Below are 12,249 nucleotides of genomic sequence, written 5' to 3'. Positions count from 1 at the left end.
TATCAATTACGCACTTGATTTAGCTAAACACTTCATCTTATCATGTTTGAGGTTGAAATTAAGATGCGTTTACCCTGATTTCATCGGCGAGATTCAAGCCTTTTGCTCCTCCCAGGGATGCCATTTCTACAGACTGGCGCGGTGTAATCCATTGGCGGTAATCCAAATCCGTGATATTGTGCAAAATTGAACCAATTTTAATCGCTTCCAGCAAATCTTGAGAGTCATTGCTAGCAGCGCCGTCGCAGCCAAAAGATACGTTGACTCCCGCTTGACGGTATTTCAAAATCGGTGCAATCCCGCTTCCTAGCCGCAAGTTACTGAGGGGATTGTGTACAACAGTCGCTCCCGTTTCTGCCATAATTGCAATGTCGGAATCGTCCAGCCAAACGCAGTGCGCTAAAGAAGTTCGGGGACTCAAATAACCAATTCTTTGCAGGTGTTCGACAGCGCTACAGCCGTATTTTTCGTAAGCTAACTGTTTTTGAGCGGGGGTTTCCAAGAGGTGGGCGTGCCGACAAAGATTGTAGCGATCGCTCAAATCGATGCAGCCTTCAAACAAAGCATCGGAACACAGTTGAATTCCCGTCGGCGCCAATAATATATTAACACCTTTTTCGGGATTGTGAAACTGTTTTATGGCTGTTTCCATTAATTCCAAAGTGGCCTTAGTCGATCGAATGTAAGCCGCGTGTTCGATACCGCTATCGCCCGCAGGCATTCCCGCCGTCAGGGATTCATCTTGAATTAACGGCCCGATAAAAGCGCGGATACCGATTTCTTGATAAGCGCGAACTGCGGCGGCGATCGTCTCTAATTCTTGCCCCGGAATCAAAACTAAATGATCGACTACGCTTGTACCGCCCGACAGCAAAGTTTCTACCGCAGTTCCCAAGGCGCTCAAATAAACTTGTTCGGGATCGAGAGGTGTAAAATCGTATAATTCGGCAATCCACAACTCTAGGGGCAAAGGCGGAATGATGCCTCGTTGCCACATTTCTGAAGAGTGAGTGTGCGCGTTGACAAAACCGGGCAGCAGCAGCTTATTTTTGCCGTTAATAACTGTTTGACCCCCCCTATCCCCCCCTTGGTAAGGGGGGGAATTAGAGGTGGAGTTATTGGGCGCGATCGCACTTATGCAATTATCCACCACTTGCACATCTGCGGTTTCATAACCGCTATCAACCGGAATTAAAGTATTTTGAATTGTCAAGCTCATAGATTTACCCTTTTTGTAAATTTACATTGATTTTTATTGTATGATTCCCTGGCGCTAACATTGGCGATCGCCCAACGAGAATAAAGTTAATAAATCCTAAACTTTCTCAAAAAGTTACCCCGGATACTTAATTATAACAAAGATTTAAGATATGACAAGTTAGTAACAATCAAATAGTTATAAGATTGAAATTGTTTTTGAGTCACAATCATATGAATCCTGATTCTCTTCGCACCTTGGGCGTACCGCCGAATGCTTGGAAAGTTGATGCCAAAATTGCCGATATCACTCGATCGCCGATCGCGCCTGCACCTGTTACCCTGGAAACAGAAACTAAAACCCTGCGTTTAGACTTAGCAAAAGCAGCGATGTTGGTGATAGATATGCAAAACGATTTCTGTCATCCCGACGGTTGGCTAGCACATATTGGCGTAGATGTAACGCCCGCCCGAACTCCAATTAATCCTTTAAAAAATTTGCTGCCAAAATTGCGATCGCACGCAGTACCAATTATTTGGATAAACTGGGGAAACCGCCCCGATTTGCTCAATATTAGTGCAGCTTCCCGTCACGTTTACAATCCCACAGGATCCGGCGTAGGTTTGGGAGATCCGCTGCCAAAAAACAACGCACCTGTACTGATGGCAGGGAGTTGGGCGGCGCAGGTTGTCGATGAATTAAAACCCAAACCGGAGGATATTTGTGTTGATAAATATCGGATGAGTGGCTTTTGGGATACTCCTTTAGATAGTATCTTGCGGAACCTCGGCAGAACTACACTTTTCTTTGGAGGAGTAAACGCCGATCAGTGCGTCATGGCTACCCTGCAAGATGCTAATTTCCTCGGTTACGACTGTATTTTAGTCAAAGATTGTACAGCTACGACATCTCCAGAGTATTGCTGGCAAGCTACTCTGTATAACGTTAAGCAATGTTTTGGTTTTTTGTCGGATTCTCAGGCTATGTTAGAAGCAATTAAATAGTAGTCAGCAATGATTCCTAGAATGAGTGTAGGGGCAATCCCCCGTGGTTGCCCCTCTTGATTAAGAAACTGAGTAGGCGGGTACGGGGCTGGGGGGGGCACGGGGCTGGGCGGGCACGGGGGCACCGCCCCTACGATAATTAACAATTAAGCACAAAAAAATGACAAACCAGTGCGTGATTCCTGTTATAAAGTCTCCGAAAGACTACCAAGCATTTCGCATCAGTCCGGGCGATACTAATAGATTAGCGATCGTCTTCGATCCGGTAATAGCTAATGTTTCATTAACAGTTTGCGTGGAGATTTTCGATGCGGGCGGCAAAACTCCTCCCAACCGCCATCAATTCGCAGTAGAAATGTTTTTTGTACTCAAAGGAACCGGGCAAGCAACCTGCGACGGCAAAACAGTTAGTATTCAACCGGGAGATAGTTTGTTAGTGCCTCCAACGGGGACTCACGTAATTGAGAATACGGGGAGTGAACGTTTGTACACTTTGTGCATTATGGTGCCGAATGAAGATTTTGTGGAACTAATTCGCAGCGGTACACCAGTCGAACTCGATGAGGAAGATATGAGAGTTCTTGGGCGATCGGATGTACTCGTATCCTGCTAGGTTTGTAGTATAGCAGTTTTTAATTGGATGAAATACAGGACACGGCATTGCCCAAAGCGTGTCAACTTAAGCTATCAGTCCGCCAGTCCTCCCGCGCACCCGCCATTCCGCCAGGGACTGAAGTCCCTGTCTAATAGCTAAAGTCCTCTAAAGAGGACTAATGAGTTGAAAAGTGTTTTTCTTAGTCCTCTTTAGAGGACTTTAGCTTTGAGGCAGGGGTTTCAACCCCTGCCGGAATATGGGTTGTACGTTAATTGGACACCAATGGGCAGTGCCGTGTCCCTACGAACAATTATCAGGTTTGTAGTAAGGATCTCAGTCCTTTATCAGAACTTTTTTATTTGATGTTTTGTAGGATTTATGCTGAAACTTCGTCCGAAAGAAACAGCGTCAATGCTAACTAAAGATGGGGTTCGTTTAGATGCTGACATCTACCGCCCCGATGCGGAGGGCGAATTTCCAGTATTATTAATGCGGCAACCTTACGGAAGGGCGATCGCCTCTACAGTAGTATATTCCCATCCCGCATGGTACGCCAAACACGGCTACATCGTTGTCATCCAAGACGTGCGGGGACGCGGCACTTCCGAAGGCAAATTTAACCCCTTTGTTAGCGAAACACAAGACGGTTTTGATAGCGTCAATTGGGCAGCTAATTTGCCGGGAAGTAACGGCAAAGTCGGAATGTACGGTTTTTCCTACCAAGGCATGACTCAACTCTACGCGGCGGCTGCTAAACCAAGCGCATTAATCACAATTTGTCCGGCAATGGTAGGCGGCAATTTATACGCAGATTGGGCCTATGAAGGCGGCGCATTTTGCCTGCAATCAAATCTCGGCTGGGCAATTCAGCTAGCCGCAGAAACCGCTCGCTTAAAAGCCGATATTTCTGCCTATCAAGCCTTTTATGCAGCTTCGAGAAATCTCCCGCTATACGATACCGTGCCCGCGCGTCCTGACATTATTAAAAATCTCGCACCCGACTCATATTATCATGATTGGTTGGATAATTATCGACCGAGCGAGTATTGGGAAAAGTTATCGCCAAACATCAAAGATTTAGACTTGCCAATGCTGCACGTTGGCGGTTGGTTTGATAATTATTTGCGAGGAACAATCCATATTTACAAGGAAATGGCGAGCCGGAGTTCCTGTCCGCAGCATTTGATAATTGGCCCTTGGGCGCATTTACCTTGGGGGCGAAAAGTGGGAGAGTTGGATTATGGTTTGGCAGCTTCAAATCCTGTGGATGAGTTGCAAATTCGCTGGTTCGATCAATTCCTCAAAGGAGTTGATACAGGAATATTAGACGAGTGGCAAATTTCACTATTTGAGATGGGGAGGAATGATTGGCGGAAATTTGATAAATGGCCTAATAATAATCATAAATCTTATTTTTTAGCAAGTACCGGACTTGCCGCGATGAGAGAAGATGCTGGTATTTTAACAGATAGTTGCGCGGATGTTTGCACTGATGATATATTCGTACATGACCCTTGGCGACCGGTGCCATCCTTGGGAGGTCACGCTGCATTTCCTGCCGGTGCGATCGAGCGATCGACTATTGACTGCCGCACCGATGTGTTAACATACACTTCGGCACCGCTAACAGCAGATTTGCACTTAGCTGGAGATATAATTGTCGAAGTATTTTGTACCGCAGATGCGCCGAGTTTTGATTTGTGTGCGATACTTTCTGAGGTCAAAGATAGCGGCAACGTCTACAATTTTACTCAAGGTTACGTCCGGGTAAATTCAGGTGAAACACCTGTAAGAATTGTACTGCAAGCAACTTGTATGCAAATTGCCAAAGGTAATGCGTTGCGTCTGAGTTTGAGTGCGGCTTGCTTTCCCGCTTACGACGTGAATCCGGGAACGGGCGCGCCGGACGGTGAAGCGCGGGCGATCGATGCTAAAATTATCACGCTGACAGTAAGTTGTGGCGGGAATTGTCCCTCTCAAATTTTGCTGCCAATTCTCCATTAAACCTAGAACTTATTCAATTATGAGCGTTATTTTTCACATCACCCGCAGCCAACAGTGGGAAGAAGCAAAACAAGTTCAATCCTATCGCGGCGATACGCTAGATACTGAAGGATTTATCCACTGTTCGACTCTGCCACAAGTTCTTAAATCTGCTAATAAATTTTTTGTGGGACAAACAGGATTGCTGCTGCTTTGGATTGACTCGGACAAAGTGCAAGCTGAACTTAAGTATGAATTGGCGGCGGGTGAGAATTACCCGCACATTTACGGGCCGCTGAATGTTGATGCTGTGTTGAAAGTTGTTGAGTTTGAACCGGGTGCAGATGGCAAGTTTGAATTGCCGGAAGAATTAAGGGATGTTGTTTAAGATTCTGATTTTTTAGCATTGTAAACTAACTTTTTAGGGCGGACTAGAAGCCCACCCCACGGGAAAGTTGAATTGTGTGGAACGGGCATCTTGCCCGTTCTAATTTATGAAATATATCAATTTAAACTTACTGATTCACCAACTCTGCCGCCAATTTCAGCGCATCTTCGCGAGTCGCAATTCTCCCCTCCACTCGCGCTAATTGAATCTCCATCAACAATTGACCGATGCGCGGACTTCTGGGCAATTTCAAATATTCCATTAAATCATTGCCGCTAACTAATTGTGTGGCATGAGCAATAATATCATCAGCATCCAGATAGCGATTAATTAACAGTGAAATCTCATCTACCTTAATGCCCGCCGCCACCGCCAAAACCGCTAAAACCGGAAATACTATTCCCACATCCCGAAACAAAAAATACTGTTCTCGCAAAGACATTTGGGCGATAGGTTTTGCTGGCAATTTGGGCAAGTATTTCAAAAGCCCGATCGCACTTTTAATCTCCGCATTGCTGTACTTCAACCGCAGCAACTGCGTTTCAGCAATTGTCGGATCAGAATCTGCCAAAATAGCCAACTTCGCAACCGCCAACAACGGCGTTTTAATCGTATCTCGAATCTGACGCCCGAATTCCTTCCCTAATTCCGGGTAAATTGCCGCTAATTGGTCAGCAGACGCATCAATTTTTGTCAAAATATCAAAACGGTCGATCGCACTTTCAAACCAAATCGAAAACAAACCATCTTCGCAACCGCGACAAATCCAAGGAACACCGTCAGGATTGCTCAACAAATAACCTAATTCCGTCCGCACCCGTTCCACGGCTACCCGACTCAACAGCGGCGCCAATTCCCGAATCGCCGATTGAGTTTCAGCTTCGATCGCAAAACCCAACTGCGCCGCTTGGCGGTAAGCTCTTAATAACCTTAGCGGATCGTCCTCCAAATTTGACCGCGAAATCATCCGCAGCACACCCAACCGCAAATCAGTTTGACCGTCCAAAGGATCGATGATTTCTCCTGTAAAAGGATTGCAGGCGATCGCATTTATCCGAAAATCCCGGCGCAGCAAATCCCCCTCCAGACTCCCCCCTTCCGCCTGCGCCAAATCCACCGTACCGCCCGCAAATACAACCCGCGCAATTTGCCGTTCCGCATCCAACAAGACAAATCCACCTTTCGTGCGATCGGCAATTTTTTGAGCAGTCTTCACGGCCCGTGTTAGCATAACGAAATCCAAATCAAAATAGTGCGATCGCCTCCCCAGCAGCGCATCCCGCACCGCACCGCCCACCAAATAAGCAGGCGGTGTCAGCAGTTCCAAATCAAACGGCCAAGAATCAGGAGATAATGAAGAGGGCAAATTAATCGGCATCGCAACAAAAATCTACTTTCCTTACAAACAATTAAACTCTTGCTACGCTAGATTAACAGAAAGCTCAAATTTCACCAATCTTTTTGAAATGCACAGAGGATATCAAGAATGTGTATTTGTATTAACTGCCACTATGTAGACCGCTGCTTCACCTACCACGCCGTAGAAGAACAGCACGAACAGCTTCACCTTACCGAAACACCCGATTTCGACCCCGTAGAACCCACCATCAACGTCAACATCCGCCCCCGCCAAGACGAAATTGAAATGGAATGGGATGTAGTTGGGTGTCAGAGTTTCAAGCAAGAGACCGGCAAATGGGCCTCATTGCGGCCCGGCGAACTCGTACCAACTTAAGGAAGAAGGAAGAGGGAAGAAGGAAGAAGGAAGGAGGAAGAAGGAAAAAAATATAACGATATCCTTTTCTTGTTTCTTCTTTTTACCCAATTTTCAATTTCCCATTTCCAATATTCAATTCCCAATTTTCAATTTTCGATGCCCGATGCCCAATTACCCATTCCCAATTACAAATTACCAATCTAAAATCTAAAATCTAAAATCTAAAATCCAATGTGCTATTGCTTAAACCCAACTTGTCAGAATCCGCAAAACCCAGGGGATGCAGAATTGTGCAAAAGTTGTGGATCAAAATTGTTGTTGACTATTGACGCAGAAACACCCTCCGCATCTCGCTACCGAACCATAAAGCCGATCGGGCAAGGAGGCTTTGGCCGAACCTTTCTAGCAGTTGATGAAACCAAACCCCTGATTTTTTCGCAGTGCGTAATCAAGCAATTTTTGCAGCAAAATACCGCAGCCGAAAAAGCCGCTCAACTATTTCACCAAGAAGCAGCCCAGCTACAAACCTTGGGAAAACATCCCCAGATTCCCGAATTAATCGCGCATTTTGAACAAGACGGGAGACAGTATTTAGTACAAGAATTTATAGACGGCAAAAACCTAGCCAGAGAATTAGAACAAAAAGGAGCATTCACCGAAACTCAAATTCGGCAAATCCTCAACGATTTATTGCCAGTGCTCCACTTCGTCCACAAATCCAAAGTTATTCACCGCGATATCAAACCCGAAAATATCATTCGCCGCCGACTAACTCCAACTCCTTTACCCGCCTTAGAAAATTCCTATCAGCCCTCTCCTTTCCAAAAAGATATTGTTTTAGTAGACTTTGGTGCAGCTAAGAAAGTAACAGCAACCGGGTTGCCGCAAACAGGTACAATCATCGGCAGTGCCGCTTATACAGCCCCAGAACAATTGATGGGGAAAGCAGTTTTTGCCAGCGATATCTACAGTTTGGGCGTTACCTGCATTCACTTGCTGACTGAAATTCCTCCCTTCGACTTGTTCGACAGCACAGAGGATTCTTGGGCTTGGCGAAATTATTTGAAGACTGCTGTTAGCGATGATTTCGGCCGCATCCTCGACACAATGCTTCAAAGTGCCACCAATCGGCGCTACAGTTCAGCATCAGCAGTCATCCGGCACTTGAACCCCAAACCGGTGTATTTAGACGCACCGCCGGTGCTAGACGCGCCGGAAACGCCTGCAGAACGGGTGCTTACACCTGCGCCCGGTGTGTCGCTTTTCACTCGCCAACAGAAAGCCGAAATTCAGCAAGCTTTACAAGAGGATCTCGCCCCCTACAATGTTACAATCCAAGTCAGTCAAGCCAAGCAACAGCTCACTATCGTCATCAACAGAACCGAAGACAACCCCGTTTACTATCCGCACTTATCTCAAATAATTGCCACCAGACTCACCGATTTGCAGTTAAATAAAGTCGCAGCCGTGAAGCTGTTGGGAAGAGTCAACAATTCTCGCCGCCCGGAGTGGAAGCAAATATTGCAAATCGATCCCAAGATTAAATTGAGAAACAAACTGTTGCGGCTGCAACACAATCAATTACTCAAGAAAATCGCCTCTGTTACTACCCAAGAATTTTGGCTGCCGAAGTTGAAAACTCAGGATTTTTGGATAGATGCGCTAATGTTTGCGTTAGTTTGGTTTATCTTTGGCTCTCAAATAGTCATTTTTAATTCGTGGTTTGCGCTAATAGTTACGTCGGGTTTTATGACGGTGAAACATCAAGTTTCCCAAAACAAAGAATTTGCCAATAAAAATTTATTTGCAAGTTTAGTAGTGCTGTTTTTGATGACTGGAGGAATGGGTAATTCTAGGATTTTAAATACGGGAATATTTGGCATTCTTTTGGGTTGCTTAGTTGTGGCTCTGCCTCTGTTTTTTGTTAAGGAAAATTATCAGTAATCGTGAATAGCAATCCCCAAGACGGAACATCAGTTAAAAAATACGGCTTAGCCCTGCACACAGCTAGTCGGGAACTCGGTTTAGCCATCAGCAATTTTGCCGGGGATTCTCGCTGCAAAACTTGGAATTTGGATCGGGATTTAGCGACTCATTTGCATCAGTATTTAGTCGAGTTTATTGGGCCGCAAACTTGGGCGGATTTGGCTTTTATTGCAGTGGCGAAGGGGCCCGGAGGTTTCACGGGGACTCGGATGGGTATGGTGACGGCGCGGACTTTGGCTCAACAGTTGGATATTCCGGTTTTTGCGGTTTCAACTTTGGCCGCTGTGGCTTGCAGCAGCAGTAAAAAATCTATCTCAAATCAGGATATGGCGGTGCAAATGCCTGCACAGCGGGGACAATTGTTTGGCGCTGTTTATTCAATTAACAAAGATTCAGGTTTAACTGAGTTGTTTCCTGATACTGTGATGACGGCGGAATCCTGGCAGGAAAAGTTGGAAAGTTGGGAAAAATCTTATCAGTTGATTGAAGTTGGTAGCGAGTTGGGTTGGTCGGTTTCTAGCGTGTTGGAATTGGCTTATTTGGAGTGGCAAATGGGAAGTCGTCCTGATTGGTCGGATGCTTTGCCTTTTTACGGTCAACATCCGGTTAAGGGACACTGAATATTGGTAATTGGTAATTGGTAAATTGTTTATTTAAGGGCGATACAAACTTCGAGGCAAAAAGTTAATGTTAGCGGGTCTGGGTTTTCGGTTCGCAATCGATCGATCTCAGCTCGATCGCAGCCGCGAGATTCCATAAAATCGAGCATCCAGTTCGTTATTGTGGCGAGATCGATGTATTTTGCTCCGAGACAAACAGGGCAAATTTCTGGGCTAAGGGTACCGGTGCCGCCGCATTCGGGGCAATCCCAGTGGGTTGTTACGGGATCGGGGGTAGTTAGGATGTTGTTCATGCTGGGAAAAAGTACGCGCCGCGTAGCGATCCCGCAGGGAATCGCACTACTCGTTAACTCTAGCAAAAATGCCGATCGCCCTGACTTCTTCCTGCCTTAACACTAAGCAGCCTAGCGACTAAAATTGACAAAAATACAAAAGGGGTGGCTATGTTCGATCGCACTCAATGGTTTTTGGCTGGTATGTCGATCGCGCTTTCGCTTCAGCTAAGTCAGCCAGTGGCAGCAGCCGTGCCAGTTGGTAAAGTCGTACAAACAGCACAAATTGGCAGTAGCGGCGCTGCTGAAACAGCATTAAAAGAAGGAGTGCGACTGTACCGGCAAGGAACATTAGAAGCGAAAAAAAGTGCGATAGCCCAGTTTGAAATAGCATTAAAATTGTATCGGGAAGCTGGCGACAATAGAGGGCAAGCACTTAGCCTCCTTGGTCTTGGCAAGGTCTACTCAGATTTGGGAGAAAAACAGAAAGCGCTAGAGTATTACAGCCAGTCGCTTCCCCTATCTCGCGCAGTAGGCGATCGGGGTGGGGAAGCTGCCACCCTCAACAACATTGGCAGAGTCTACTCAGATTTGGGAGAAAAAAAGAAAGCGCTAGAGTATTACAGCCAGTCGCTTCCCCTGGTTCGGGTACTAGGCGATCGCCGTGGGGAAGCTATCACCCTCAACAACATCGGCGGTGTCTACTCAGATTTGGGAGAAAAAAAGAAAGCGCTAGACTATTACAGCCAGTCGCTTCCCCTGATTCGGGCAACAGGCGATCGCAGCGGGGAAGCTAGCACCCTCAACAACATCGGCTTAGTCTACTCAGATTTGGGAGAAAAACAGAAAGCGCTAGAGTATTACAGCCAGTCGCTTCCCCTGAGACGGGCAGTAGGCGATCGCAGCGGGGAAGCTGTTACCCTCACCAATATCGGCACTGTCTACTCAGGTTTGGGAGAAAAACAAAAAGCGCTAGAGTATTACAGCCAGTCGCTTCCCCTATTTCAGGCAACCGGCTATCGCGGCGGAGAAGCTACCACCCTCAACAACATCGGCAGTGTCTACTCAGCATTGGGAGAAAAACAGAAAGCGCTAGAGTATTACAGCCAGTCGCTTCCCCTGAGACGGGCAACAGGCGATCGCGGCGGGGAAGCTACCACCCTCCACAACATGGGCGGTGCCTACTCACAATTGGGAGAAAAACAGAAAGCGCTAGAGTATTACAACCAGTCGCTTCCCCTGAGACGGGCAGTAGGTGATCGCAGTGGAGAAGCCAACACCCTTTACAACATGGCTTATGCCAAACGTGACCAAAACAATCTTCCCGAAGCCCTCAACGACATTGAATCCTCTCTCAAAATCATCGAAAACCTCCGCACCAAAATAGCCAGCCCTGAACTCCGCAGCTCATACTTTGCCACAGTCCAAAACTACTACGAATTATACATCGATTTGTTAATGCAACTGCATAAAACTAATCCTAAATCCGGTTACGATACAAAAGCCTTAGAAGCCAGCGAACGTTCGAGGGCCCGCAGCCTCCTCGAACTTCTCCAAGAAAGTAACGCCAACATTCGCGAAGGCATTTCCCCCGATTTACTGCAACAAGAAAAGAGCCTGCAACAGCAACTCGATGGCATTGAAAAACAGCGCATCGAAACAATCAGCAGCCCCAACCCCAATCCAACTAAAATCGCTGAAATCGACTCTGGGCGCCTCGCACTTTTGCAACAATATCAGCAAATTCAAGCCCAGATTCGTACCGCCAGCCCCCGCTACGCTGCCCTCACCCAACCCCAACCTTTAACACTCCCAGAAATTCAGAAACAGATTCTCGATGAAAACACTATTTTATTGCAGTATTCCCTCGGTTCATACCGCAGTTATTTGTGGGTTGTGACATCAACAGGACTAACCAGCTATGAATTGCCAAAACAGGTTGACATTGAAACAGCAGCTAAGGACTTCCTAGAGGCAATAACTAGCCCAATCCAGAGAAATATTCCCCAACAAGTTGCCCAAGCAAGTGCAAATCTGGGTCGAGTAATTTTACAACCCGCAGCAGCCCAATTAGGCAATAAACGCTTATTAATTGTTCCCGACGGCGTGCTGCACTATAGCAATCCTAAATGATTATCAAGACTATGATACTATTATATGCAATACTCGATCGTGAATAAAAAGATGAATAACTTAAAACTGCCCCTCAAAGATATGGAAAAGGAAATAACTCAATTAGAATCTTTCATTAAAAGTGATATCGATGCAAGAGAACTTAAACGAGCAATAGCTGTAAGGATGGCTGTCGAAGGCAAGTTTTACCATGAGATTAGCAAAATTCTCGGTGTAAGTGAATTTTTTGTTGGTCATTGGAAAAAACAATTTCAAACCAAAGGCATCGAAGGAATCAAGCTAGGGCATAAAGGGTCAAAAGGGTATTTAACAGCTCTACAAAAGACTGAAGTAATTGAGTGGCTAAAGAATAA

General features: G+C 46.1%; 12 protein-coding genes. 9 read left to right on the top strand and 3 right to left on the bottom strand.

All coding sequences use genetic code 11. The features are described from left to right. Positions 1-58 precede the first annotated feature (58 nt). Positions 59-1,219 (bottom strand): amidohydrolase family protein, encoded by a 1,161-nt coding sequence (locus QT984_RS28865; RefSeq protein ID WP_333375493.1) that lies wholly within the window; start codon positions 1,217-1,219, stop codon positions 59-61. A gap of 212 nt (positions 1,220-1,431) precedes the next feature. On the opposite strand from QT984_RS28865, the gene QT984_RS28860 reads away from it, so the two are divergent. The 4 genes from QT984_RS28860 to QT984_RS28845 all read left to right on the top strand — a co-directional run bounded on the left by QT984_RS28860 (position 1,432) and on the right by QT984_RS28845 (position 5,168). Beyond that, on the top strand, positions 1,432-2,202 hold the full coding sequence (locus QT984_RS28860; protein ID WP_333055544.1) for a cysteine hydrolase family protein: 771 nt from the start codon (positions 1,432-1,434) through the stop codon (positions 2,200-2,202). Positions 2,203-2,362: 160 nt separating this feature from the next. After that, positions 2,363-2,815 (top strand): cupin domain-containing protein, encoded by a 453-nt coding sequence (locus QT984_RS28855; protein WP_333055543.1) that lies wholly within the window; start codon positions 2,363-2,365, stop codon positions 2,813-2,815. A 360-nt stretch (positions 2,816-3,175) separates the two neighbouring features. Continuing rightward, positions 3,176-4,801 carry a CocE/NonD family hydrolase gene (locus QT984_RS28850; RefSeq protein WP_333208057.1) on the top strand — a complete coding sequence of 542 codons (1,626 nt, stop codon included), beginning with the start codon at positions 3,176-3,178 and terminating at the stop codon, positions 4,799-4,801. Positions 4,802-4,820: 19 nt separating this feature from the next. After that, positions 4,821-5,168, top strand: coding sequence for a DUF952 domain-containing protein (locus tag QT984_RS28845; RefSeq protein WP_333055541.1), 348 nt, complete (start codon positions 4,821-4,823; stop codon positions 5,166-5,168). A 127-nt stretch (positions 5,169-5,295) separates the two neighbouring features. Here the strand turns inward: QT984_RS28845 and QT984_RS28840 are convergent, their stop codons facing one another. Beyond that, a complete protein-coding gene (locus QT984_RS28840) occupies positions 5,296-6,546 on the bottom strand; it encodes a CCA tRNA nucleotidyltransferase (RefSeq protein WP_333375490.1) in 1,251 nt (416 codons plus the stop codon). Between the two features lie 108 nt (positions 6,547-6,654). Between QT984_RS28840 and QT984_RS28835 the strand changes: the two genes are divergently transcribed. From QT984_RS28835 to tsaB, 3 genes are all read left to right on the top strand, one after another. Then, positions 6,655-6,903 carry a Ycf34 family protein gene (locus tag QT984_RS28835; RefSeq protein WP_333055539.1) on the top strand — a complete coding sequence of 83 codons (249 nt, stop codon included), beginning with the start codon at positions 6,655-6,657 and terminating at the stop codon, positions 6,901-6,903. A gap of 213 nt (positions 6,904-7,116) precedes the next feature. Further along, entirely contained in the window at positions 7,117-8,829 is a 1,713-nt protein-coding gene (locus tag QT984_RS28830) for a serine/threonine-protein kinase (protein WP_333271514.1), read from the top strand. Between the two features lie 2 nt (positions 8,830-8,831). Further along, positions 8,832-9,491: a tRNA (adenosine(37)-N6)-threonylcarbamoyltransferase complex dimerization subunit type 1 TsaB gene (gene tsaB / locus QT984_RS28825; protein ID WP_333375487.1), complete on the top strand. Its 660-nt coding sequence runs from the start codon at positions 8,832-8,834 to the stop codon at positions 9,489-9,491. A 29-nt stretch (positions 9,492-9,520) separates the two neighbouring features. On the opposite strand, the gene QT984_RS28820 is transcribed toward tsaB, so the two are convergent. Next, the gene (locus QT984_RS28820; protein ID WP_172185550.1) at positions 9,521-9,784 is read right to left on the bottom strand and encodes a hypothetical protein; all 264 of its coding nucleotides are present in this window, start codon (positions 9,782-9,784) and stop codon (positions 9,521-9,523) included. A gap of 150 nt (positions 9,785-9,934) precedes the next feature. Here QT984_RS28820 and QT984_RS28815 point away from each other — a divergent pair, with 150 nt between their 5' ends. Next, on the top strand, positions 9,935-11,896 hold the full coding sequence (locus QT984_RS28815; protein ID WP_333375485.1) for a tetratricopeptide repeat protein: 1,962 nt from the start codon (positions 9,935-9,937) through the stop codon (positions 11,894-11,896). Between the two features lie 51 nt (positions 11,897-11,947). Further along, positions 11,948-12,249 (top strand): helix-turn-helix domain-containing protein (locus tag QT984_RS28810; RefSeq protein ID WP_333056980.1); only part of this gene is annotated, 302 nt, incomplete at its 3' end.

It is taken from the genome of Microcoleus sp. Z1_B2 (genome assembly GCF_036700325.1).
Taxonomy (GTDB): Bacteria; Cyanobacteriota; Cyanobacteriia; order Cyanobacteriales; family Microcoleaceae; genus Microcoleus.
Note: the sequence above shows the minus strand (reverse complement) of the source record. Positions and strands in the feature narration are given on the sequence as shown.

What these genes read in the sequence shown, in the direction of transcription:
- QT984_RS28865 (WP_333375493.1), bottom strand. Translation starts at nt 1,219, where the DNA reads ATGAGCTTGACAATTCAAAATACTTTAATTCCGGTTGATAGCGGTTAT.
- QT984_RS28860 (WP_333055544.1), top strand. Translation starts at nt 1,432, where the DNA reads ATGAATCCTGATTCTCTTCGCACCTTGGGCGTACCGCCGAATGCTTGG.
- QT984_RS28855 (WP_333055543.1), top strand. Translation starts at nt 2,363, where the DNA reads ATGACAAACCAGTGCGTGATTCCTGTTATAAAGTCTCCGAAAGACTAC.
- QT984_RS28850 (WP_333208057.1), top strand. Translation starts at nt 3,176, where the DNA reads ATGCTGAAACTTCGTCCGAAAGAAACAGCGTCAATGCTAACTAAAGAT.
- QT984_RS28845 (WP_333055541.1), top strand. Translation starts at nt 4,821, where the DNA reads ATGAGCGTTATTTTTCACATCACCCGCAGCCAACAGTGGGAAGAAGCA.
- QT984_RS28840 (WP_333375490.1), bottom strand. Translation starts at nt 6,546, where the DNA reads ATGCCGATTAATTTGCCCTCTTCATTATCTCCTGATTCTTGGCCGTTT.
- QT984_RS28835 (WP_333055539.1), top strand. Translation starts at nt 6,655, where the DNA reads ATGTGTATTTGTATTAACTGCCACTATGTAGACCGCTGCTTCACCTAC.
- QT984_RS28830 (WP_333271514.1), top strand. Translation starts at nt 7,117, where the DNA reads ATGTGCTATTGCTTAAACCCAACTTGTCAGAATCCGCAAAACCCAGGG.
- QT984_RS28820 (WP_172185550.1), bottom strand. Translation starts at nt 9,784, where the DNA reads ATGAACAACATCCTAACTACCCCCGATCCCGTAACAACCCACTGGGAT.
- QT984_RS28815 (WP_333375485.1), top strand. Translation starts at nt 9,935, where the DNA reads ATGTTCGATCGCACTCAATGGTTTTTGGCTGGTATGTCGATCGCGCTT.